The organism is Parazoarcus communis, assembly GCF_003111645.1.
GTDB lineage: Bacteria > Pseudomonadota > Gammaproteobacteria > Burkholderiales > Rhodocyclaceae > Parazoarcus > Parazoarcus communis_A.
In genome coordinates, this window is the sequence record NZ_CP022187.1 from 3672029 (window position 1) to 3692708 (window position 20680).

A 20680-nucleotide genomic window follows, 5' to 3' on the forward strand; every position below is an offset into this window, starting at 1 on the left:
GATGGGCGCCGACGAGTGTGTGATCCGTCTCGAAGGGCTGGCGCTTGAAGCATCGATCGGCATCTACCCGCACGAACTGGCCGCGCGCCAGACCCTGCTGGTGGATCTGACCCTGTGCATCGACGGCGCCGCATCCGGGCGCAGCGACGACATCCGCCACACGGTGGACTACGACGAAGTGGTGGCGTGCCTCGAAGCCTTGATCGCAGCGCGCCACTTCAACCTGCTCGAACACCTGAGCCAGGTCATGCTCGACACCCTGGGCGAACGCTTCGCCATCCGGCGGCTGGAGGTAACAATCGCCAAACCGGCTGCGGTACCGGGCGCGCGCCGGGTGTCGGTGAGCCGCATGGCGGCGTGGCCGGCGGCTGTGGCGACGAAGGTGCCGGCAGTCAGGGCCGCGGCCTGAGCCCTGCGCACGATGCTGTTTTCATGGCGCGCCGGCCCTTGCAGACTTCATGCGCTGCAAGGGCCGGCGCCGCCATTTTCATCAGACGCCCGCAACCACGCCATCGCTGCGCGGGTCGACCGCGCCTTCGATCAGCCCGTTCGGGTGTCTGACCAGCGCACCCGCGTGGCCCATGGTGTCGCTGTAGGCCTCGTCCAGCACTTCGACCTGATGCCCCGCGTCGCGCAATGCCTGCACCAGCTCCGGCGGAAAGCGGCTCTCCAGCTTGAGGCTGGTGCTGACATCGCCCCAGGTGCGGCCCAGCAGCCAGCGCGGTGCGCTGACCGCCTGCTGCAGGGGCGTGCCGAAGCGGGCGTAGCGGGTGAACACGGCGGCCTGGGTCTGTGGCTGACCTTCGCCGCCCATGGTGCCGTAGGGCATCACGCGGCCGTCGTCGAACAGCGCCATTGACGGGTTCAGGGTGTGGAAGGGCTTGCGTGAGGGCTCCAGCGCATTGAGCGCGGCAGGTTTGAGCGAGAAGCTCATGCCGCGGTTCTGCCAGGTGATGCCGGTGTCGCGCAGCACCACGCCGGAGCCGAACTCCCAGTACACGCTCTGGATGAAACTCACTGCACGCCCTTCGCGGTCGATCGCGCCCATCCAGATGGTGTCGCCCGGTGCGGCGGGATCGGGCCAGGGCAGCGCGACCTGCATGTCCACATCGGCGGCGCGCGCGTCGAGCGCAGGCGCGTCGAGGAAGCTGCGCGGGTCGGCGGGCAGGCGGCGCGGATCGGTGACGACGCGGTCGCGCACGCGGAAGGCGCGTTTGGTGGCTTCGACGAGGCCGTGGACATGGGCGAATCCTTCGCCCGCGCTGACACCGAGGCGCTCGAAGATGCCGAGAATCATCAGTGCGGCCAGGCCCTGGGTCGGGGGCGGCAGGTTGTACACCGTGCTGTCGCCGAGCCGCACCGATAGCGGATCGACGATCTGTGCGGCGTAGGCGTTGAGGTCGTGGGTGCGAACCGGGCTGCCGACGCGTTCGAGTTCGGCGCCGATCCGTTCGGCGATCTCGCCGCGATAGAAGTCATCGAGGCCGCGTGCGGCGAGGGTCTCGAGCGTCTGGGCCAGCGCGGGCTGGCGCAGCAGATGTCCGGTTTCGGGCGGCGCGCCATCGACCAGAAAGGTGTCGGCGAAACCGGGCGCGTCCTTCAGTCCGTCGAGCTTCTGGCGCGTGAGGGCGGCCTGGCTGGCAGTGACGGCCACACCGTCGCGCGCATGGCGGATGGCGTCGGCGAGCAGGCGCGACAGCGGCAGCGCAGTCCCCCACTCGGCGGCGACTTCCAGGGCCGTGTCCCAGCCGCCGACCGTGCCGGCAACCGTGAGTGCTGCCTTCGGGCCGCGAGCGGGGATGGCATCCAGCCCGGCGTAGAACTGGCGGTCGGCAAGCCCGGCGGCAAAGCCGCAGGCGTCGATCGCGACCGGCGCCTTGCCCGGCTCATGGATCAGCCAGAAACCGTCGCCGCCGATCGCGTTCATGTGCGGATAGACCACCGCGATGGCGGCGGCCGCGGCGACCATGGCTTCGACCGCGTTGCCGCCTTCGCGCAGGATGTCGCGTCCGGCCTGCGCGGCGAGGTGGTGAGGGGCAACCTGCATGCCGCCGAGGGCAGTGAGGGTGTGCAGCATGAGTGTCTCCTTGTTGGTGGCGTGGCCCGCGCCAGGTCAGGCGAGCAGGCCGTAGAACATGCGCAGCGAGGTGAGCGCGAGGAAGGCCGCGAACACCTGGCGCAGACGGCGCGCGTCGATGGCGTGGGCCAGACGCGCACCCCATGAGGTGGTGACCATGGTCGCAGGCACGATCAGTGCCATCCCGAGCAGGTTCACATAGCCGACGGTGGCCGGCGGCAGGTTGGGCACGCCCATGCCGTTGATCAGGAAGCCGATCGCACCGGGCAGGCTGATGATCATGCCGAGTGCGGCCCCGGTGCCCACGGCCACGTGCATCGGCGTACGAAAGGCGTTGAGGGTGGGGACGCTGAGCGTGCCGCCGCCGATGCCCATCAGGGTCGAGAGGCCGCCGATGGTGACGCCGATCATCGAGGTGCCAAGCGGCCCCGGCAGACCCTCGCCAAGCGCAAAGCCATCGCGCTTGAAGGCCATGTTGAGCGCGACCAGCAGGGCGACCGTGGCAAAGATGGAGGTGAGCACCTGGCCGCTGAAGTAGCCGCTGGCGACCGAGCCGATCAGCACGCCGACCACGACGGGCGGAATCAGCTTGCGCAGCAGTTCGGGGTTGAGGCTGCCACGGCGGCGGTGCGCGCGGGCCGACATGATCGAGGTCGGAATGATGGTGGCGAGGGAAGTACCCACCGCCACATGCATGCGTACCGACTCGTCGATGCCGAGCAGGGTGAAGAGGTGGTAGAGCACCGGCACGATGACGATGCCGCCACCCACGCCAAGCAGTCCGGCAAGGATGCCTGCCACCACCCCGGTGGTGATCAGGGCAATGACCAGCCCTGCCAGCCAGGTGGCACTGTAGCCGTCGAAAAATTCCATTGTGTTGCCTCCGGGGGCTTACCAGCCGATGAACTTCGGCAGCCAGGTGGCGATGCCGGGGAAGATGAAGAGAAGGGCGACGGCGAGCATCTGCAGCACCACGAAGGGCAGGGCGCCGACGTAGATGTCGCGCGTGGTGATGCCCGGTGGCGCCACCCCCTTGAGGAAGAACAGTGCCCAGCCGAAGGGCGGAGTGAGGAAGGACATCTGCAGGTTCAGCGCCACCAGGGTGGCCAGCCACACCATGTCGGTGCCGTAGGCATGGAACACCGGCAGGAACATCGGCAGTGCGATGTAGGAGATCTCGATCCACTCCAGGAAGAAGCCGAGCACGAACAGCAGGACCATCAGGAAGATCAGGGCTCCCAGTTCGCCGCCAGGCAGCAGGCTGAAGAGGTCGTGCACCATCTGTTCGCCGCCGAGCCCGCGGAAGGCCAGCGAGAAGGGCTGTGCGCACAGCAGGATGAAGAACACCATGGCGGTGATGGTGAGCGTGCCGTGCAGGGTTTCGCTGATGAGCTTCCAGCTCATGCGCCGTGCGAACAGCGCGATCAGTGCACTGCCCAGCGCACCCATCGAGGCCGCCTCGGTCGGCGCGGCAATGCCGCCGATGATGGAGCCCAGTACGGCGACCACCAGCAGCAGCGGCGGTACCACCGAGCGGACGAGGTCGCGCCCGAGCGTGCCGGGGGCGGCCTGCGCGCGTTCGGCGGCGGGAATCGCCGGCACCCACGACGGACGCAGCTTGCCGACCACGAGCAGGAAGATGACGTAGATCAGTGCCAGCGCGAGGCCGGGAATGAACGCTGCGGCAAACAGCGTGCCGACGGACTCGCCAACGATCTCGGCGAGCAGGATCAGCACCAGGCTGGGCGGGATGATCTGGCCCAGCGTGCCGGATGCGCAGATCGTGCCGCAGGCGATGCTGGGCTTGTAGCCGCGACGCATCAGGGTGGGCAGGGTGAGCATTGCCACCGTCACCACGGTGGCGCCGACGATGCCGGTCGAGGCACCCATCAGCACGCCGACCAGGATGATGGCGATGCCCATCCCGCCGTTGAGCCCGCCCATGGCGCGGCCGATGGTCTCGAGCATGTCCTCGGCGACGCGGGATTTCTCCAGCATCACCCCCATGAAGACGAACAGCGGAATCGCCAGCATGGTGTAGTTGGTCACCACGCCGAACAGGCGCGCCGGCAGCAGCGAGAACAGCATCGAACCGAAACCGAGGTAGCCGGCGACGAAGCCGGAGACCGCGAGCGCGATGGCAACCGGTATGCCGATCATCATCAGCGCCAGGAAGCCGCCGATGAGACCGAGCGCAATCCATTCGTTGGGGCTCATGTGCGTATTTCCAGCGAATCGTGAGGGGTGTGCGGCGCGCCGCTGATCAGCGTCGCGACGGCGCGCAGCGTGTCGATGAGACCCTGAAGGGCAAGCAGGGAGAAGCCGAGCGGGATGAAGGCCTTGACCAGATAGCGCATGGGAAGCCCGCCTGGGTCGGGCGAGACCTCGCCGATGTCGTAGGCCTGCATCACGTAGGGCACGGCCAGCCAGGCGATGATCACGCCGACGGCGAGGGTGAACACCCCGCTCACCAGATCGATCACGGCCTGACTTCTGGCGCCGAGACGGTCGTAGATGAAATCCACGCGCACGTCCGCACGGTGATAGACCGCGTAGGCCATGCCGAGCAGCGCGATCGGGGAGATCAGGTGCCACTCGAGTTCCTGCGCAGCGACCGGGCTCCAGGAGAAGACGTAGCGCAGCAACACATTGCAGGCCACCATCAACACCAGCGCCAGGACCGCGGCCCGTGCCACCCACCCGAACCCGACAATCGCGAGTTCGAGCGGCTTCAACAGCTTGTTCATCAGCGTCTCCGGAGGGTGCTTACAGCGACAGGAATGCCTTTTCGCTGACGGCGGCCCACGACTCGTGCTTCTTGCGGAAGGCCATGAAGGCGTCGTGCACCTTGCGCGTGTCGGCGTCGGCCTTGGCCAGGCTCTCGAGCGTGTCGGCGGTGACTTCCTTCAGCTTGACGATGACGTCGTTGGGCAGCGGCCGTGCGATCACGCCCTGATTGGTGACGAGATCGGTGAGCGCATCGGCATTCACCGCTTCGCACCAGGCGTGACTCTCGACGTTGCACGCTGCTGCCGCCGCCTTGACGATGGCCTGCAGGTCCTTGGGCAGACTCTCCCACGCCTTCTTGTTGATCATCAGCTCGGTGACGTTGGTGGGTTCATGCCAGCCGGTGGTGTAGTAGTTCTTGGCCGCCTTGTGCAGGCCCATGCGGCGGTCCTGGTAGGGGCCGACGAACTCGGCCGCGTCGATCACGCCACGCTCGAGCGCCGGGAAGATCTCGCCACCCGGGAGCAGACGCACGGCCACGCCGAGCTGGGCATAGACCTTGCCGGCCAGACCGGGAATGCGCATCTTGAGACCGTCGAAGTCGGAAACCTTCTCGATCGGCTTGCGGAACCAGCCCGTCATCTGGGTGCCGGTGTTGCCCATGGGCATGGCAACGAGGCCGTGCGCGGCGTAGAGCTCGTTCCACAGTTCAATGCCGCCGCCGTGATACATCCAGGCATTCATGCCCTGGGTGTTCATGCCGAAGGGCACGGTGGTGAAGTACTGTGCAGCGGGAATCTTGCCGGCCCAGAAATAGGCGTTGGCGGCGTTCATCTCCACCATGCCCTTGGACACGGCGTCGAAGCCCTCGAGTGCGGGAATCAGCTCGCCGGCGGCGAAGTGCTGGATCTTGAGCCGGCCGCCCGACATTTCCTCGACCTTCTTGCAGAAATCCATCGGGCTGCCCGGGCCCTGAACATAGAAGGGCGACCCCGGGCCATAGGCATTGGTCATTTTCCAGTTGAAGGTGGTCTTCGACTGTGCGCTGGCGATGGCAGGTGCGCCGAGGATGGCGCCGGAAACGGCTGCGGCGGTGAGAAAATTGCGGCGATTCAGGGTCATGGCTGCGTGCTCCTGTTGGGATCTCGATGTGGCGCCCTTGTGGGGTGCCATTTGTAAAGTGACTCGAGACAGGTTTAGCAATGGCCGTGCCAGGTTGAAAAACTCAGTAAGTTATTGAATTTTAACTAGTATATAGTGAATATGGATAGGTCTTAAGGTGTAGTGCGGTGCACAAACTGGGGCGCAGGGTGAAAGAATCGGGCATACAAATGGCCGGCTTCGTCGGGTTCTGATTACATTCGGAAGGTCCGCAATACCATTTGGCGCCGGATGTTGGCGCATCGGCTGTGTAGCGTGCCGAATGTCTTGAATGCACTGTGCTGGCGTTTCTGCACCATGACGGTGCGAAAATGTGCGCCCGCTTGCCGCGGTGAAGGACTACAGCCGGGCCCCGCCGCGGCGATTTTTCACCCGCGACATCAGCGTCTTGCAGTCGACAAAGAGAATCTCCGGACGATTGAAGATGCGTTGCCGTACGAAGGCGTCGAAGGTTTCGTAGCTGTCGGTGAGGGTGTGGATGTGCAGGCTCTGCAGGTCGCTCATGATGTAGAGGCTGACCACTTCGGGACAGTTGGCCAGCTCGTTGGCGATCGGCTCCAGCCGTGCAGGCGTGACCTTGAGATCGATGAAGGTGGACACCACCTTGCCCAGCTTCTCGGGATTGACCACTGCCGAAAACTGCTCGATGACGCCGCTCTCGACCAGGGCCTGCACCCGCGTCCGCGCATGGGCGCGCGAGATGTCGAGCTGTCTGGCGATGTCGGCAAAGGAGGCGCGCGCATCCTTGATCAGAATGGCGAGCAGGGCGCTGTCGAGCTTGTTCATGGTGGTTCGCTGCGAGAGGTAATCCGGTTCCGACGCAGCTTTCGTGCCCGCACGGTCATCGCCGCAGGCACGCCCGGCGATGTTCGGTGCCGGGCGATATCGTGTGACGGGCACATTGCGTGCCCGTCATATGGGTCAGAGCTTGAGCAGGTGCTTGAGCTTGTCGAGGGACTTGGTGCCGATGCCCTTGACCTTGATCAGGTCATCGAGCGTTGCCCAGGGGCGGCCAGCGATGATGCCTTCTGCGGTGGCGCCGTTGACGCCGCTGACAGCCGCCAAATCGCTGACGCCTGCGGTATTGACCGAGACGCGGCCGGGCTTGTGCACAGGAGCCGATTTCTTGGCGTTGCGCTTGGCGGCACTGACGGGCTCGGCAGCGGGCGCCTTGGTCGCTGCTGCGGGCTTGCTCTTCTTGGCCGGTGCTTTTTCGGCGGTTTTTTCAGCGGTCTTGTCGACGGCTTTTGCGGCTGGTTTTTTGGCGGCCTTTGCCGCCGGCTTCTCTGCAGGCGCCGCGGCTGGCGCGGGCGTTGCGACCGGAGCAGGTGCGGCTTCGGCTTCAGGCGCAGCCGTCGGTGTCGGCAGCGGGCCGTCCACGGTGAGCGCGAAGTTGCGGTAGTCGCGGGTCAGGTAGGTGTTGCCGACCCATTCGCGCAGCATCAGAACCAGATGCCACTGTCCCGCCGGAAGTTCGCACGCGGGGAGGCGGGCAGAGACATTGTTCCATTGCGACTGGCCGGCCAGGGCGCCGACAAACTCGCTGCCGATCAGAATGCCGCTGAATGCGCCGCCTTGATAGGCAGCGGGCAAGGCCCAGAGTTCGAGCACCAGCGAGCCGCTCATGTTGTCGGCGGCGCGCGGGTTGCGGATGCACTCGGCGCTGATCTCGGTGCAGTCGGTGTCGAGCCGGTAGGCAACCGAGCCCTCGATCAGCGGCAGCACGAAACGCTCGCTGCGCGGGTAGGTCACGGCGTCATAGCGCTGCAGGCCAGTGCCGTCGTCGCCGGCCAGGACCAGGGTCAGCATGTGCTCGTTCGTGCCGGCAGGCAGATTGGCGCTCACGGTGGCGCCGACGCGGGCGATGCCGAAGCTGTCGGGATAGAGCGCGCCAAAGGAGGCTTCGGCAACCAGGACGTCGCCTGCCCACAGTTGCAGGGACCAGTTCAGGTAGCTGGTGGCAAGCGGGTCGACCGCATGAATCTCGGCTTCGAGCGTGACTTCGTCGGCATTGAAGACGTAGCCGTGGGCGCTTCCGATCAGTGCGGTGGTGGGCGGAATGTACTGGTTGCTGGGATCTGAATACGGCATGGGCCTGAAAGTCTCTGAAAAAAATCAGCGCGGATTTTGAGGCCGTCTTGCCATGCGACACAAGTCCATATTAATCAATAATTTAAATGCACTAAATCGGGGCGCTTTCGCGTGGTGACAGCGCGCCGTCAGCTGCGGCGACCCAGCAGTGCGTCCCAATCCACCGCGTCGAGCGTGTTCTTGACCAGCAGGCCGAGGTCGGTGTCGCCTTCCATGATGAGGCGGCGGCTGAAGAACAGGGTGTCGGCATCCTCCTCGCGCAGCGCAAGGGCGAGGTAGTCGCGGGCGGTCGCCGACAGAATGAGGTCCGGCTTCAGGACGTCTTTTGCGCGATGAAATCCGCGCTCGTTGAAGCTGAAGTCCAGGGTCAGGCCGGCGTCGCTGACGCGCATGCGCAGATTGCGCCCGATCAGCGGTTCGAGCTGATCCCTCGGCAGCACGCGGTCGAGCGCGAGGTTGAGTGCGGTGACGAGCGCCTGGGCGGGAGGCTGCTGCGGCAGGCGGGCAACGACGCGGGCGAGCGTTGCCGGCAGGGTGAAGGCGGGCACCCTGAGAGTGCCGAGGCGATGTGCGATGCGCTGGCGCAGGCTGCCGGGCAGCAACAGGGAGAGGCGGGGGGCGGGGAGCAGGTGGGCTTGGGACATGTGGGGGTTTCCTTCAGGCGCTGACCAGCTGGTCGACACCGGGTTTGCCGTGCCAGAAGCCGTTGCAGGGGGCGTCGGGCATCAGCGGAAGGCTGGCATCGAACGCCGCTTTCGGGGTTTGACGGGCGTCGAGGGCGGTGCGGAAGAGCTCGACGATCTCGCGGGTGTGGCTGCCCTGCGGGCTGATGCGCAGCACCTCGGCGCTGTTCGCCAGCGCGGGCAGGTCTGCGAGCAGGTTGTGCACCCGGGCCGACTGCGTCTGCACACCGTTGAGGGTGAGGAAGGGCTCGCCTTCGCGGGTGCTCAGGCTCAGGCCGTCGCTGATGCCGAGGCAGCGGAACTCGCAGGTGTCCTTCTGCAGGTTGTAGTGGCGTGCGGTGAAGCAGCGCGCCGAGTGCGCGAGCGGCAGCCGGCCGTAGGCGAATACCTCTGCTTCGAGTGCGCCTGGCAGGGCGTTGCGGATTTCGTCGAGCTGTGTGCCGGACATCTCCGGCGGGACCACCCAGCGCGTCGCACCGGACTGCACCATCAGATCCAGTGTGTGCGGGTTGAAGATATTGAGCGTGGGGCCGGCGATCCAGTCGCGACGACCGGCCTCGGCCAGCAGCCGCACCGCGCCCATGTCGTTGGCTTCGACGCGGAACCGTGTCTGGGTGCACAGCCGGCGCAGGGTCTTGAGATCGGACTCGGATTCGATCAGCGACTGGGTGGAGAGCACCGCTTCCTTGCCGGCGTCGGCGAGCATCGCGGCGACCTCGAGCCAGTCGTCGAGGCGCAGTTCGTGGCGCCGCGAACACACGGTTTCGCCCAGATGCACGATGTCTGCCGTGCTGTCGGCGATACCAGCATAGAAGTCGAGCACGCTCTGGCGTGGCCAGTAGTACAGCAGGGGGCCGAGGGAGAGTTTCATCGGGCTTATTTCCATGGACGGTAGTAGGCGCCGAGGGTATGGCTCTGGCCCTCGGAAACCTTGTTGAGATCGGCCATCCAGGCCGGCAGCGCCTTGAAGTCGTCCGGTGCGCGCATCACCTGGTCGAGTGCGGCGCGCCACACCTTGGTGACCTGGGCGACATAGGCCGGACTGCGCTGGCGGCCTTCGATCTTGATCGCGCGCACGCCGATACGGGCGAGCTCGGGCAGCAGCTCCAGGGTGTTCAGGCTGGTCGGCTCCTCGATCGCGTAATAGGTTTCGTCATTGACCTCGAAGCGGCCCTTGCACAGCGTCGGGTAGCCGGCGCGCTCGCCGTCGGCAAAGCGGTCGATGAGGATGCCGTTGAGCCGGGTTTCCATGCCCTTGGGCGTCTGTTCCCAGCGCACATGCTTGCCGGGCGAACAGGCACCGTTGCAGTTGGGCGACTCGCCGGTGGCGTAGGCGGACAGGGCGCAACGCCCTTCGACCATCACGCACAGGCCGCCGAAGCCGAACACTTCGATCTCGACCGCGGTGTTGGCAATGACCTGTTCCACCTGCGGCAGCGACAGCACCCGCGGCAGCACCGCGCGCTGGATGCCGAAGCGCTCGTGGTAGAAGTTGATCGCCTCGTAGCTGGTGGCCGAGCCCTGCACCGACAGGTGCAGGCGCAGCTGTGGGTGGGTCTTTGCAGCGTAGGCCATGAGGCCGGGGTCGGCGAGGATGACCGCGTCGATGCCCATCTCGGCGGCGCGGTCCACTGCCGCCGTCCAGCTCGACCAGTTGCCGGCCTGCGGATAGGTGTTGAGCGCGAGCAGGACCTTGCCGCCGCGCTGGTGTGCATAGGCAATGCCGTCGCGCATCTGCCTGGGATCGAAGTTGAGCCCGGTGAAGTTGCGCGCGTTGGTGGCGTCCTTGAAGCCGAGATAGACGCAGTTTGCGCCGTGGTCGATGGCGGTCTTGAGCGCTGGCAGGCTGCCGGCGGGGCAGACGAGTTCGATCTGCTGGGACGAATTCATTGGGGGCACCAGGGTGGCGGATTCAAAGCTCCGCCACCTTAGTGGCCGACTGCCCCGGGTGCTTTGACCCGGGTCAAACGCAGGCAGTGTTCAGCGTGAAGTGTGGTGTGTTGCCGCTGCCGCCCGGTGATGTCCGGCGTGGGGGCGATGGTGGGCGGGCGCACCCACCAGACCGCCGATCACCATGCCGAGCGCACTGGCGGCGAGGCCGAACAGCTGGGGCTCGATGTCGCCCTCGGGGACGAAGAGCTCGAAGAGAATCCATGTGGACAGCCCGAGCGCGATGGCCAGCGCCGCGCCGAGGTTGTTGGCCCGCTTCCAGAACAGCCCCGCTGCGAGCGGCACGAACGCCCCGGCCAGGGTGACACGGTATGCGTTCTCGACCATCTGATGAATGCTCGACTCGGTGCTTGTTGCGTACAGCGTGACCAGCACGGTGAACACGACCACCGTGATCCGGGTGCTGAGCAGGAACTGGCGGTCGCTCATGCCGGGGAAGAAGCCCTTGAGCACGTTCTCGGAGAAGGTGACCGAAGGCGCCAGCAGCGTGCCCGAGGCGGTGCTCATGATCACCGACAGGAGGGCGCCAAAGAAGATGACCTGTGCCGCGAAAGGCATGTACTGGATGATCAGGGTGGGCAGGATGAGCTGCGAGTCTTCCCCGATCAGGCGCTCGACCATGGCGGGATCGATGACCTGCGCGGTGTAGGCGAGGAACAGCGGCACCGCAGCGAAGAAGAAATACGACACGCCGCCGAGCGTCGTGCCCCACACCGCGACGCGCTCGTTGCGCGAGGAGTTGACGCGCTGAAACACGTCCTGCTGCGGGATCGAGCCGAGCGCCATGGTCAGGAAGGCGGCAACCCAGCCAATCATGTCCGCCGCGTCCAGCGTAGGCAGGAACTCGAGCTTGCCTTCGGCCGCAGCCTGACCGACCACACTGGAAAAGCCGCCGGCCATGTCGCCTGCAAGCCAGGTGACGTAGATCAGGCCGAGCACGATCACGATCATCTGCACGAAGGTGGTCATTGCCACCGACCACATGCCGCCGAACAGGGTGTAGAGCAACACCACGCCGGCACCGATCAGCATGCCCTCATTGGTCGATACCACGTCCTGCGACAGCACGTTGAATACCAGCCCGAGCGCGGTGATCTGCGCTGCGACCCAGCCGAGGTAGGAGAGCACGATGCAGATTGACAGGATGAGCTCGGTGCTGCGGTTGTAGCGCTGGCGGAAGAAGTCGCCGAGCGTCAGCAGGTTCATGCGGTACAGCGGGCGGGCGAAGATGAGGCCGAACAGCACCAGGCACACCGCCGCACCCAGCGGGTCCGAAATCAGGCCGCGAAAGCCTTCTTCGAGAAAGGTGGCGGAGATGCCGAGCACGGTTTCAGCGCCGAACCAGGTGGCAAACACCATGGCGAGCACGACGAACATCGGCAGGTTGCGACCGGCGGTGATGTAGTCACGGGTGTTGTGCACGCGTGTTGCAGCAATCAGGCCGATGACAATGGACACAAGCAGGTAGGCGACGACAAGCCAGAGCAGCATGAACAGGTCTCTTCCGGAGCGTGGAGAAAGGGGCGCCGGAGTGTAGCAACGAATGGCTGAAAGGTGGCGCCGAAATGTGCGCTAAGGGCCTGAATACGCTGTCAATGTCAGGATTTGTGGTGGCGCCGGGAGGCGTGGCCGCTGCGGGCCCGCCTCCCGGTGTCGCGTGGGTCAGCCGCCGAGTGCGGCGAGGGTGTCGATGACCGTATCCGCACTGTCGTCGAGCGTTGCCTCGTCGATGATCAGCGGCGGCGCAAGACGTATCACGTTGCCGGTCGTGTCGCGGGTTGCAATGCCGCGTGCCAGCAGCGTTTCGGCAACGCTCGCGGCGGATGCGATGTCCGGATCGATTGCAATGCCGATCAGCAGGCCGCGGCCGCGAATCTCGCGAACGCAGGGCAGCCTTGCCGCTTCCAGGCGGCTGCGCAGGCGTTCGCCAAGGCGTTCGGCGCGCTCCCAGGGGCTGTGTTCGATAAGCAGCGCAAGCACTTCCAGCGCGACGGCGGCGCCGAGCGGGTTGCCGCCGAAGGTGGAGCCGTGGTCGCCGGGGTGGAAGACGTCCATCACCTCGCGGTCGGCGAGGAAGGCCGATACCGGCAGCAGGCCGCCCCCGAGCGCCTTGCCGAGGATGAGACCGTCCGGACGTACGCCGTCGTGATCGCAGGCCAGCAGGCGGCCGGTGCGGCCGAGCCCGGTCTGGACTTCGTCGGCGATGAGCAGGACCCGGTGCTGACGGCAGATCTCGGCGCAGCGCGCCAGGTAGCCGGCGGGCGGCACGATGATGCCGCCTTCGCCCTGGATCGGCTCGACCAGGAAGGCCGCGGTTTCGGGCGTGATCGCCGCTTCGAGTGCGGCCGCGTCACCAAAGGGAATGCGGCGCAAGCCGGGCGGGAAGGGGCCGAAGCCGTCGCGGTACTGCTCGCTGGCAGAGAGTCCGACGATCGTGATCGAGCGGCCATGGAAGTTGCCGTCGCAGGCGATGATTTCCGCCTTGTCCGCGGCCACGCCTTTCACTGTGTAGGCCCACTTGCGCGCGGCCTTGAGTGCGGTCTCGACCGCCTCCAGTCCGGTGTTGACCGGCAGGGCGCGTTCGAAGCCGAACAGCCCGCACATGCGTTCGAGCAGCAGCGGAAGGCGATCGTTGGAGAATGCGCGTGAGGTCAGCGCGAGCCGTCGTGCCTGGTCTTCGAGTGCACGCAGCAGGCGCGGGTGGCCGTGGCCGAAACTGACGGCGGAGTAGGCGCTCATCATGTCGAGATAGCGGCGTCCTTCGACGTCCCACAGCCATACGCCCTCGCCGCGATGAAACACGACCGGCAGCGGTGCGTAGTTGCTGGCGCCGAAGTGGCGCTCCTTCTCGCGCAGCCAGTAGCTCCCCGGTCCCAGTGCAGCACAGGCGAGTTCGGCCACCCAGTCCGCGCTGCGGCGGTCGGTGTCGAGATCGGGCCGGTACTCGGTGATCTCCATCGCAATGAAGTCGCCGCAGGTCCTGAGCGTGAGCAGGACGTCGGCCAGCGCCCGGGGATCGATGCCCTCCGCGGCCGGACAGGTCACGGCAGGCACGGCCAGCGGGTCGAGCGCATCGACATCGAGGCTGAGGCCGAAGCCGGGCTGGCTGCCGTTGCTGCGCACGATCGTCAGCGCATCGCAGAATACGGCGGGAAGGCCGCGCTCGCGGACTTCATTCATGTCGAAGATGCGCACGCCGAGCCGCGTCAGGCGTTCGTGTTCTTCCGTTTCCCAGGCGCGCGCACCGATGACGCATACCCGCGCCGGATCGAGCCGTGGGCCGGGGATGCCCACCAGGCTGCGGTCGCCCTCACCCAGCAGGGCCGCCAGCGGCATGCCGTGGATGTTGCCCGAATGGGTGGACTCGGCCGTGTGGCTGTCGAGGTGGGCGTCGATCCAGATCAGGCCGGGCGCACCGCCGGCACGCCGGCCGATGCCGCGCCAGGTGCCTGCGGCAATGGCGTGATCGCCGCCGAGGATCAATGGGAAGGCGTCCGGGTCGAGTGTGGCCAGGCGGTCAGCCAGGCGTCGCGCGAACGCCGCACTGGCTTCCAGCCGGGCTGTCATGTCTTTCGTGTCGGCCGCCGGCTGGGTGGGGCGCACGACATCCGCCCATTCGGCCTTGATGCCGGCATTCGACAGGCGCTCGGTCAAGCCGTTGCTGCGCAGCGACTGCGCCGCTGCTGCCGGGCCGGGGTGCGGCGCGCCGAGCGCGGATGCTGCACTGATGATGGTGAGCCGGGTGTGGGGGCCGGCAGGCAGGTGGGTTGTATTCGTCATGAGGCACCTCCCATTCCGCCGATCGGCGGGTGCTTGTGTGACGTTACAACATTGGAGGGTGCCGGCGCAGATTCGTTCGCTGCGAACGCATCCGCACGGCGCCCGTCCCGGCGCTCAGCTGCCGAAGACCCGGTACGCCTCCAGCGCGAGCAGGGCAGCGGCAAGCACGCCGATGGCCGACAGCAGCCACCCTTGCCGACGCTGCTGGCGGGCGAGCTGCTCCATGCGCGCCTGCTGAGCCGCCTGCTGTTTGCCGCTTTCGGTGAGGGTGTGATGTATCAGCCGGGGCAGTTGCGGCAGGGTGCCGGCCCAGCTTGGCGCTTCGGTCTTGATTTCGCGGATCAGCGCACGCCAGCCCATCTGCTCGTTCATCCAGCGCTCGAGAAAGGGCTTTGCCGTCTTCCACAGGTCGAGCTCGGGGTCGAGCTGGCGCCCGAGGCCCTCGATGTTGAGCAGGGTCTTCTGCAGCAGCACCAGCTGCGGCTGGACCTCCATCTCGAAGCGGCGTGCGGTCTGGAACAGGCGCAGCAGCGTCTTGCCGAAGGAGATGTCCTTCAGTGGCTTGTCGAAGATCGGCTCGCACACGGTACGGATCGCGGCCTCGAACTCGTCCACCCGGGTCTTGGCCGGCACCCAGCCGGCCTCGATATGGGCCAGTGCGACGCGGTGATAGTCGCGCTGGAAGAAGGCGAGAAAGTTGGTCGCGAGGTAGTTCTTGTCGACTTCGTTGAGCGTGCCCATGATGCCGAAGTCGAGTGCAATGTAGCGCCCGTCGCGATGCACGAAGATGTTGCCCGGATGCATGTCTGCATGAAAGAAGCCGTCGCGGAACACCTGGGTGAAGAAGATCTCCACCCCGGCGCGCGACAGGGCGGGCAGGTCGGTGCCCTGCGCCCTGAGCGCCTCGATCTGGGAGATCTGTACGCCGTGCATGCGCTCCATCACCATCACGTTGCGGCCGCACCAGTCCCAATGCACCTCGGGCACGATCATCAGGGACGAATCCTTGAAGTTGCGCCGCAGCTGCGAGCAGTTGGCCGCCTCGCGCATGAGGTCGAGTTCGTCGTTCAGGTACTTGGTGAACTCGGCAACGACCTCGCGCGGCTTGAGCCGCCGGCCCTCGGGCCAGACCTTCTCGAGCAGCATGGCCGCGACTTCGAGCAGGGCCAGATCGTGCGCGATCACATGCTCGATGCCCGGCCGCAGAATCTTGACCGCCACTTCGGTGCCATCGGGCAGCTCGGCAAAGTGCACCTGCGCTACCGAGGCGGAAGCCACCGGCGTGCGGTTGAAGTTGCCAAAGACGTCATCGACCGGCTTGCCGTACATCGTCTGGAGCAGCGCGAGCGCCTGTTCGGTGGGGAAGGGCGGCACCCTGTCCTGCAGCATCGCGAGCTCGTCGGCCAGATCCGGCGGCAGCAGATCGCGCCGGGTGGAGAGCATCTGCCCGAACTTGACGAAGATGGGGCCGAGCGACTCGAGTGCCCGGCGCAGGCGCACGCCACGGGGTTCGTCGTAGGTGCGCCAGAAGAACACGAAATTCCATACGCGGGCCAGTCGACCGCTGGTGTCGGCGTCCAGAATCATTCGGTCCAGACCGAAACGCAGACTGACGGAAACGATCTTGGTGAGACGCAGGAGACGCACTTTGGACAACCGGTAGCAGGAGAACCGGGACTTTAGCGGGAAAGGGGGGGCGGTGGAAGGCAGAGAACGTAACCTGCGCTCACATGCCGGGCGGGAGAGGGGTGGGTTGATCCGCTATAATCGACGGTTTCGATGTCCCTGAAAGTGTCATGAGCGCCGACCCCAAAGTTCTACTTGCCGATCTCCTGAAAGCCGCGCTGAAAAGTGTTGCGCCCGAGCTGGCCGATACCCCGATCCTGCTGGAGCGCCCGAAGCAGGCGAGCCATGGGGACTTTGCCACCAACCTTGCGCTGCAACTGGCCAAGCCGATGAAGCGCAACCCGCGCGAACTCGCCGCGAAACTGCTGGCCGAGCTGCCGGCGTCGCCGCTGGTGGCCAAGACCGAGGTGGCCGGCGCGGGCTTCATCAACTTCACCCTGGCCACTGCTGCCAAGACGGCCGTGGTCAGCGAGGTGCTCGCCAAGGGCGCTGCGTTCGGTCGCGGCGAGAAGAAGAACGTGAAGGTGCAGGTGGAATTTGTCTCCGCCAACCCCACCGGCCCCCTGCATGTCGGCCACGGACGCGGTGCGGCCTACGGCGCCTCGCTGTCGGACGTGCTGGAATTCGCCGGTTACGATGTCAGCCGCGAGTACTACGTCAATGACGCCGGTCGTCAGATGGACATTCTGGCGCTGTCGACCTGGTTGCGCTACCTCGCGTTCTTCGGGATCGAGGTCGCGTTCCCGCCCAACGCCTACCAGGGCGATTACGTCGTGACCATGGGGCGTGAGATGCGTGACGCCCATCAGGACCGCTTCGCCAGGTTTACCGCAGCGCAGGTGACGGCCGGCACGCCGGGCCTGCCGCCGGTGGAGCGCAAGGATGACGAAGCCAAGCAGCAACGCGAGCTCCATCTCGACGCCCTGATTTCCAACGCCAAGCGTCTGCTCGGCGAGGACTACCCGTGGGTGCATGGTTTCGCGCTCAACGAGCAGCTTGGCGACGGCCGCGAGGATCTGCAGGAATTCGGCGTGCGCTTCGACAAGTGGTTCTCGGAGCAGAGCCTGTTCGATACCGGCCTGGTCGAGCGTGCGGTGACCCAGCTCGAGCAGCAGGGTCACATCTACGTGCAGAACGGCGCCAAGTGGTTCCGCTCGACGGCCTTCGGCGACGAGAAGGATCGCGTGGTCCAGCGCGAGAACGGCCTCTACACCTACTTCGCGTCGGATATCGCCTATCATTTGAACAAGTATGAGCGTGGCTTCGACCGCATCATCGACATCTGGGGTGCAGACCACCACGGTTACATCCCGCGCGTGAAGGGCGCCATCGCCGCACTCGGCCTGCCGACCGAAAAGCTCAACGTGGCGCTGGTGCAGTTCGCGGTGCTCTACCGCGACGGGCAGAAGACCTCGATGTCGACCCGCTCGGGCGAGTTCGTCACCCTGCGCGAGCTGCGCAAGGAAGTCGGCAACGATGCCTGCCGTTTCTTCTACGTGCTGCGCAAGTCCGACCAGCATCTCGACTTCGACCTCGACCTGGCCAAGAGTCAGAGCAACGAGAACCCGGTCTACTACGTGCAGTACGCGCATGCGCGGGTGTGCTCGGTGCTCAGTCAGTGGGGCGGCGAGCGCGAAGAACTGGCGCAGGCCGATCTTGGCCAGCTGCAGAACGAGCGCGAACTCGCGTTGTGTGCAAGCCTGTCGACCTTTCCCGAGCTCGTGCAGTCGGCTGCGGCCGATTACGCGCCGCACCAGATTGCCTTCTACCTGAAGGATCTCGCGGCAGACTTCCACAGCTGGTACAACGCCGAGCGCATGCTGGTCGATGACGAGGCGGTCAAGCTTGCGCGTCTGGCGCTTGCCGAGGCGGTGCGTCAGGTGCTGGTGAGCGGTCTGGCCGTGCTCGGTGTGTCCGCACCTGAATCGATGTAAATCCGGAGATTGTCTTGACTCAGCCTCGTAAAGCCCCCCGCAAGTCGGGTCGTGCTCCCGCGCGCAGCGGTGGTGGGACCCTGATCGGCATTTTCATCGGCCTGATGCTGGGCGCGCTGATTGCTGCGGGTGCGGCATGGTTCTTCACCCGTGCCAACCCGTTTCAGTCGGCGCCGGTCGCACCACGCGTGCCGGCGGTCAATCAGCCGCCTGCCGCGCTGCCCGGAAAGCCCGGCGACCGCCCGGTCGTAAAGCAGGATTTCGAGTTCTACAAGATCCTGCCGCAGGGTGACAACGTGCCGGCGGCTCAGGCACCGGTTGAAGCGCCGAGCGCGCCGGTGGTGGAGCGCCCGGTGGAAAAGCTCTACCTCCAGCTCGGTGCCTTCGAAAACGCGGCCGAGGCGGACAACCTGAAGGCAAGGCTGGCGCTTGCCGGTGTCGAGGCGAGTTCGCAGCGGGGCCAGCTGCCCGACGGGCGCACGGTGCACCGGGTGCGGATCGGACCCTTCTCCGGCCCGGACGAGTTGAATCCGGTTCGCAGCCGTCTGGCTTCGTCCGGCTTCAACACCACTGTGACCCGCGCCGGGCAATGATTTTTAGCGCTGACGCGGAACGAAGCGTGTGTTGCACGCGTCAGACCGGCTTCAACCAATACGGGAGTAAAGAATGAATCGTCGTCATGCCCTGCAGCAACTTGGCGCGCTTGCGCTTTTCGCCGGGTCCGCGGGCAAGGTGCTTGCCCAGAGCGGTTCTGGTCCAGCTTACCAGGTGCTGGAGCCGTCCGTTCCGACGGCGACCAAGGGCAAGATCGAGGTGATCGAGTTCTTCCACTACGGCTGCCCGCACTGCCACGACTTCGATCCGCTGCTCGGGCAGTGGATAAAGCGCCTGCCGGCCGACGTCAGCTTCGTCCGCGTGCCGGCAATCTGGGGCAACCCCCAGCTGCAGGCACTGGCCCGGCTTTACTACACCTTCGAGGTGACCGGTCAGGTCGACACCCTGCACGAACTCGTGTTCGGTGCGGTGCAGAACGACAGGGAGCCGCTGAATACGGAAGACGGTGTGCGGGCATGGGTGGGCAAGCGCGGCATTGATACCGCGAAGTTCATGGAGGCCTACAAGTCCTTCGGCGTGGAGTCGCTGGTCAAGCGTGCGGACCAGATCGCCCGTGCATACAAGGTTCAGGGTGTGCCGACGATGGCGGTCGATGGTCGCTTCATTACGTCGGCCTCGCTGACTGGCAGTCACGAAGGCACGCTGAAGCAGGTCGACGCGCTGCTCACGCGCGTGCGCAGCGAAGCGCGCAAGAGCTGATGGTTTGTCTGTGCCTGCTTGACGGCTGCAGCGGTGACTGAGCCGGGACAGCCGCTGCGCGTCCTCATCACGGGGGCGTCCAGCGGCCTGGGCGAAGCACTTGCCCGTCACTATGCAGGCATGGGGGCGAGGCTGGGGCTGATTGCGCGTCGCGCTGAGCCGATGCACGCACTGGTGGCGTCGCTGCCCGGCACGCACCAGGTGCTGGTTGCCGATGTCGGAGATCCGCTGGCACTGCGTGGCGCCGCCAGCCAGTTCGTCGAAGCCTTCGGCGTGCCCGACATCGTCATTGCCAACGCCGGGGTGTCGGTCGGGACGCTTACCGAATATGCCGAGGACGTCGACGCGTTTGATCGCGTGCTGCGCACGAATCTGCTCGGCATGGTGGCAACCTTCCAGCCTTTCGTCGAGGCCATGCGTCGCCGCGGCAGCGGGCGGCTGGTCGGGATTGCCTCGGTGGCGGGTATTCGCGGCTTGCCGGGTGCGGGGGCCTACAGCGCCTCAAAAGCGGGCGCGCTTGCCTACCTCGAAAGTCTGCGTGTCGAGCTTCACGACAGCGGTGTAAAGGTGGTCAGCGTGGCGCCGGGCTACATCCGCACGCCGATGACTGCGATCAACCCCTATCCAATGCCCTTCATTCTCGATGCCGACGTCGCCGCGCAGCGGATTGCCCGTGTCATCGAGCGTGGCGACCGCTTTGCCGTGACGCCCTGGCAGATGGGCTGGGTGGCGAAGCTGCTGCGGATTCTGCCGCGCAGCGTGTTCGACCATGTATTCGCCCGTGCCGGACGCAAGCCGCGCGGGCTTCCCCTCTGAGGTATTCCTCACGCCCTTGCGCGGCGAGGCTGCGCTAACATAGGCGAAAAATCACGTCTTGGAGCGATTTGATGAATTCAGCGGTGGGCGATGACGCGGCCGAGCGTCGTGCGCGTCAGAGATTCGTCGCGAAACGTCGCGGCGATATCTGTTTCTGGGCGATGGTCAATGGTGAGCGCCGTCCCCTCAACGACCTCTCGCTGGAGGGGTTTTCGTTGCCCGTCTCGCACGACCTCGATCCCGGCGCCGAGTTTCGCTTCGTGCTGCAGCGCGAAAGCGTGCCGGATCGTATCGAAGGCCATGCGAAGGTTGTCAATCAGGTGGGTGAAGGTCATGCGCGCAAGGCTGGCTGCCGTTTCGTCGAACTCGACGAAGAAGGCGTTGCGCGTTTGAAGGACTGGCTGATCGCGCATGTTCTGGCGAGCGCCACCGTACGCATCAATGAGCGGGACGCCGCGGCCATCGTGAATGGCCCGTCCCTGATCTGACGCAGTTACGGTTCTTCCGCGCATTAAAAAGGG

19 protein-coding genes are annotated in these 20680 nt (G+C 65.8%); 6 read left to right on the forward strand and 13 right to left on the reverse strand.

What is annotated here, in order from left to right:
• Position 1 precedes the first annotated feature (1 nt).
• Complete coding sequence (gene folB, locus CEW83_RS16765) at positions 2-409, forward strand: dihydroneopterin aldolase (RefSeq protein WP_108950357.1); 408 nt, start codon at positions 2-4, stop codon at positions 407-409.
• 81 nt (positions 410-490) lie between these two features.
• Here folB and CEW83_RS16770 read toward each other — a convergent pair whose 3' ends face one another.
• The 13 genes from CEW83_RS16770 to ubiB all read right to left on the reverse strand — a co-directional run bounded on the left by CEW83_RS16770 (position 491) and on the right by ubiB (position 16116).
• Positions 491-2077: a gamma-glutamyltransferase family protein gene (locus CEW83_RS16770; RefSeq protein ID WP_108950358.1), complete on the reverse strand. Its 1587-nt coding sequence runs from the start codon at positions 2075-2077 to the stop codon at positions 491-493.
• 36 nt (positions 2078-2113) lie between these two features.
• Positions 2114-2950, reverse strand: a complete 837-nt coding sequence (locus tag CEW83_RS16775; RefSeq protein WP_108950359.1) for a sulfite exporter TauE/SafE family protein — start codon at positions 2948-2950, stop codon at positions 2114-2116.
• 18 nt (positions 2951-2968) lie between these two features.
• Positions 2969-4294, reverse strand: a complete 1326-nt coding sequence (locus tag CEW83_RS16780; RefSeq protein WP_108950360.1) for a TRAP transporter large permease — start codon at positions 4292-4294, stop codon at positions 2969-2971.
• Positions 4291-4824: a TRAP transporter small permease subunit gene (locus CEW83_RS16785; protein WP_108950361.1), complete on the reverse strand. Its 534-nt coding sequence runs from the start codon at positions 4822-4824 to the stop codon at positions 4291-4293. The genes CEW83_RS16780 and CEW83_RS16785 overlap by 4 nt, the downstream gene beginning before the upstream one ends.
• Before the next feature lie 19 nt (positions 4825-4843).
• Positions 4844-5926 (reverse strand): TRAP transporter substrate-binding protein, encoded by a 1083-nt coding sequence (locus tag CEW83_RS16790; RefSeq protein WP_108950362.1) that lies wholly within the window; start codon positions 5924-5926, stop codon positions 4844-4846.
• Between the two features lie 378 nt (positions 5927-6304).
• Positions 6305-6751, reverse strand: a complete 447-nt coding sequence (locus CEW83_RS16795) for an Lrp/AsnC family transcriptional regulator (protein WP_108951492.1) — start codon at positions 6749-6751, stop codon at positions 6305-6307.
• Between the two features lie 135 nt (positions 6752-6886).
• Complete coding sequence (locus CEW83_RS16800; protein ID WP_108950363.1) at positions 6887-8056, reverse strand: ComEA family DNA-binding protein; 1170 nt, start codon at positions 8054-8056, stop codon at positions 6887-6889.
• A gap of 128 nt (positions 8057-8184) precedes the next feature.
• Positions 8185-8700, reverse strand: a complete 516-nt coding sequence (ubiT, locus tag CEW83_RS16805; protein WP_108950364.1) for a ubiquinone anaerobic biosynthesis accessory factor UbiT — start codon at positions 8698-8700, stop codon at positions 8185-8187.
• 13 nt (positions 8701-8713) lie between these two features.
• Positions 8714-9610, reverse strand: a complete 897-nt coding sequence (locus CEW83_RS16810) for a U32 family peptidase (RefSeq protein ID WP_108950365.1) — start codon at positions 9608-9610, stop codon at positions 8714-8716.
• Between the two features lie 5 nt (positions 9611-9615).
• Positions 9616-10629: a ubiquinone anaerobic biosynthesis protein UbiU gene (ubiU, locus tag CEW83_RS16815; RefSeq protein ID WP_108950366.1), complete on the reverse strand. Its 1014-nt coding sequence runs from the start codon at positions 10627-10629 to the stop codon at positions 9616-9618.
• A 90-nt stretch (positions 10630-10719) separates the two neighbouring features.
• Positions 10720-12180: a sodium:solute symporter family protein gene (locus CEW83_RS16820; protein WP_108950367.1), complete on the reverse strand. Its 1461-nt coding sequence runs from the start codon at positions 12178-12180 to the stop codon at positions 10720-10722.
• Between the two features lie 171 nt (positions 12181-12351).
• Positions 12352-14469 carry an ornithine--oxo-acid transaminase gene (rocD, locus tag CEW83_RS21640; RefSeq protein WP_108950368.1) on the reverse strand — a complete coding sequence of 706 codons (2118 nt, stop codon included), beginning with the start codon at positions 14467-14469 and terminating at the stop codon, positions 12352-12354.
• 114 nt (positions 14470-14583) lie between these two features.
• On the reverse strand, positions 14584-16116 hold the full coding sequence (ubiB, locus tag CEW83_RS16830) for a ubiquinone biosynthesis regulatory protein kinase UbiB (protein WP_108951493.1): 1533 nt from the start codon (positions 16114-16116) through the stop codon (positions 14584-14586).
• Between the two features lie 149 nt (positions 16117-16265).
• Between ubiB and argS the strand changes: the two genes are divergently transcribed.
• The 5 genes from argS (at position 16266) to CEW83_RS16855 (ending at position 20647) form a co-directional block, all read left to right on the forward strand.
• Positions 16266-18029: an arginine--tRNA ligase gene (gene argS / locus CEW83_RS16835; protein ID WP_108950369.1), complete on the forward strand. Its 1764-nt coding sequence runs from the start codon at positions 16266-16268 to the stop codon at positions 18027-18029.
• 14 nt (positions 18030-18043) lie between these two features.
• Positions 18044-18622 (forward strand): SPOR domain-containing protein, encoded by a 579-nt coding sequence (locus CEW83_RS16840; protein ID WP_108950370.1) that lies wholly within the window; start codon positions 18044-18046, stop codon positions 18620-18622.
• A gap of 73 nt (positions 18623-18695) precedes the next feature.
• On the forward strand, positions 18696-19343 hold the full coding sequence (locus tag CEW83_RS16845; protein WP_108950371.1) for a thiol:disulfide interchange protein DsbA/DsbL: 648 nt from the start codon (positions 18696-18698) through the stop codon (positions 19341-19343).
• 33 nt (positions 19344-19376) lie between these two features.
• Positions 19377-20159, forward strand: a complete 783-nt coding sequence (locus CEW83_RS16850; RefSeq protein WP_199915149.1) for an SDR family oxidoreductase — start codon at positions 19377-19379, stop codon at positions 20157-20159.
• A gap of 71 nt (positions 20160-20230) precedes the next feature.
• On the forward strand, positions 20231-20647 hold the full coding sequence (locus CEW83_RS16855) for a PilZ domain-containing protein (RefSeq protein ID WP_108950372.1): 417 nt from the start codon (positions 20231-20233) through the stop codon (positions 20645-20647).
• The last annotated feature ends 33 nt before the right edge of the window (positions 20648-20680 follow it).

What these genes read in the sequence shown, in the direction of transcription:
- folB (WP_108950357.1), top strand. Translation starts at nt 2, where the DNA reads ATGGGCGCCGACGAGTGTGTGATCCGTCTCGAAGGGCTGGCGCTTGAA.
- CEW83_RS16770 (WP_108950358.1), bottom strand. Translation starts at nt 2,077, where the DNA reads ATGCTGCACACCCTCACTGCCCTCGGCGGCATGCAGGTTGCCCCTCAC.
- CEW83_RS16775 (WP_108950359.1), bottom strand. Translation starts at nt 2,950, where the DNA reads ATGGAATTTTTCGACGGCTACAGTGCCACCTGGCTGGCAGGGCTGGTC.
- CEW83_RS16780 (WP_108950360.1), bottom strand. Translation starts at nt 4,294, where the DNA reads ATGAGCCCCAACGAATGGATTGCGCTCGGTCTCATCGGCGGCTTCCTG.
- CEW83_RS16785 (WP_108950361.1), bottom strand. Translation starts at nt 4,824, where the DNA reads ATGAACAAGCTGTTGAAGCCGCTCGAACTCGCGATTGTCGGGTTCGGG.
- CEW83_RS16790 (WP_108950362.1), bottom strand. Translation starts at nt 5,926, where the DNA reads ATGACCCTGAATCGCCGCAATTTTCTCACCGCCGCAGCCGTTTCCGGC.
- CEW83_RS16795 (WP_108951492.1), bottom strand. Translation starts at nt 6,751, where the DNA reads ATGAACAAGCTCGACAGCGCCCTGCTCGCCATTCTGATCAAGGATGCG.
- CEW83_RS16800 (WP_108950363.1), bottom strand. Translation starts at nt 8,056, where the DNA reads ATGCCGTATTCAGATCCCAGCAACCAGTACATTCCGCCCACCACCGCA.
- ubiT (WP_108950364.1), bottom strand. Translation starts at nt 8,700, where the DNA reads ATGTCCCAAGCCCACCTGCTCCCCGCCCCCCGCCTCTCCCTGTTGCTG.
- CEW83_RS16810 (WP_108950365.1), bottom strand. Translation starts at nt 9,610, where the DNA reads ATGAAACTCTCCCTCGGCCCCCTGCTGTACTACTGGCCACGCCAGAGC.
- ubiU (WP_108950366.1), bottom strand. Translation starts at nt 10,629, where the DNA reads ATGAATTCGTCCCAGCAGATCGAACTCGTCTGCCCCGCCGGCAGCCTG.
- CEW83_RS16820 (WP_108950367.1), bottom strand. Translation starts at nt 12,180, where the DNA reads ATGCTGCTCTGGCTTGTCGTCGCCTACCTGCTTGTGTCCATTGTCATC.
- rocD (WP_108950368.1), bottom strand. Translation starts at nt 14,469, where the DNA reads ATGACGAATACAACCCACCTGCCTGCCGGCCCCCACACCCGGCTCACC.
- argS (WP_108950369.1), top strand. Translation starts at nt 16,266, where the DNA reads ATGAGCGCCGACCCCAAAGTTCTACTTGCCGATCTCCTGAAAGCCGCG.
- CEW83_RS16845 (WP_108950371.1), top strand. Translation starts at nt 18,696, where the DNA reads ATGAATCGTCGTCATGCCCTGCAGCAACTTGGCGCGCTTGCGCTTTTC.
- CEW83_RS16855 (WP_108950372.1), top strand. Translation starts at nt 20,231, where the DNA reads ATGAATTCAGCGGTGGGCGATGACGCGGCCGAGCGTCGTGCGCGTCAG.